2 protein-coding genes and 1 pseudogene are annotated in these 1,348 nt (G+C 69.4%); 2 read left to right on the top strand and 1 reads right to left on the bottom strand.

All coding sequences use genetic code 11. The annotated features are described in order from the left end of the window. Positions 1-270 (bottom strand): response regulator (locus tag I53_RS26010; protein ID WP_043356315.1); only part of this gene is annotated, 270 nt, incomplete at its 3' end. Between the two features lie 207 nt (positions 271-477). On the opposite strand from I53_RS26010, the gene I53_RS26005 reads away from it, so the two are divergent. Together I53_RS26005 and I53_RS35530 are read left to right on the top strand one after the other, a co-directional pair. After that, complete coding sequence (locus tag I53_RS26005; RefSeq protein ID WP_043356313.1) at positions 478-1,152, top strand: YoaK family protein; 675 nt, start codon at positions 478-480, stop codon at positions 1,150-1,152. Positions 1,153-1,155: 3 nt separating this feature from the next. Further along, a pseudogene (locus I53_RS35530) lies at positions 1,156-1,348 on the top strand (Hsp70 family protein); the annotation flags it as partial.

The raw sequence follows: 1,348 nt of genomic DNA, 5'->3' as shown, positions 1-1,348 counted from the left end.
AGACAGCTCGCGGCACACGCGCCCCAGCGACAGGCCGTTCGTATTGCGGGCGAGGTCGATATCCGTGAAGAGCAGGTCGACGCTCTCGCGAGCCAGGATGGCCTCGGCTTCCCAGGCATCCGCAGCGGTGAGCACCCGATACCCTTCCTCGATCAGCGCCTCGGCGGCCAGTTCGCACACGGTCGGCTCATCCTCGACGATCAGGATCGTGGCGGCCCGGTCCGGGACGGGCATGGACGGGCAGACGAATGCGGCGGCGAACGGAACCATGACGCAACTCCCACTCACCCGGCGGGGGCTCGATGGCCCCGGGCCGGATCGTAAGGGCAACGGCCCCTTCCGACGCGGCGTTCACCGTGTTTGCATCGAATTGCTCGGGTTTGGTGAGCGGCGCGTTAACCGCGGCCCGGCGTCCCTCAACGAAGCCGTCCGAATGGTTAATGGTTCGTTACCGGTCCGTGACGGCGAGGCCCGGTCGTGAGGCGTCCCTGGCAGCTCGGCTCCGGCCTGCTCCTCACGGGCCTCGCCGGTTATGTCGATGCCCTCGGCTTCGTGCGTCTCGGCGGCCTGTACATGTCGTTCATGAGCGGCAACACCACGCAGCTCGCGGTCCTGGGCGCCGGGGCCGAGCTGCATCGCATGATCCTGCCCGCGACCCTGATCGTCGCCTTCCTGGCGGGGTCGGTTCTCGGCAGCGGGCTGGCCATCCTGGTCCCGGCCCGGTGGACGACGCCCGCGGTGCTGGCCTACGAAACCCTGCTGATCCTCGCCGGTCTGGGGCTCGGTCTCGAGTCGCCCGAGCTGGGCCTCGCGGCCTTCTTCGTCGCCTTGGCGATGGGGTCGCAGAACGCCGTCCTGGCGCAGGTCACGGGCTTCCGAGCCGGGACCACCTTCGTGACCGGGGCGCTGTTCAGCCTCGGCCAGAAGATCGCGCAGGCCCTGACCCGCACCGGCGATCCGTTGGGGTGGATCGGCGATGCTCTGGTCTGGCTGTCGCTGCTGTTCGGCGCCTTCCTCGGTGCCCACGCCTATCAGCAATTCGGCCTGTACGCGTTGGTCGCCCCGGCGGCCGTCTCGGGCGGCCTGGCGTTGATTACCGCCTTCATGGTCTTGCGCGCCGCGCCGCCGGCCGCAAATGTCCCCCCGACATGAGCAGCGCCATCAGTCGACTACGAGCGGCAGGTCCGGTCCGAGGAGATCGCGCTGGTCGCCGATATCGGCGGCGGCACCTCGGATTTCTCCATCGTGCGCCTCGCGCCGGAGCGCCGGGGCCGGCCGGACCGGGCCGGAGACATCCTGGCCAATGACGGCGTGCGGATCGGCGGCACCGATTCGACCTCAGTCAGAC

The organism is Methylobacterium sp. B1, from assembly GCF_000333255.1.
GTDB classification, from domain to species: Bacteria; Pseudomonadota; Alphaproteobacteria; order Rhizobiales; family Beijerinckiaceae; genus Methylobacterium; species Methylobacterium fujisawaense.
The sequence above is the reverse complement of the archived record's forward strand: the minus strand, read 5'-3'. Positions and strand labels throughout refer to the sequence as shown.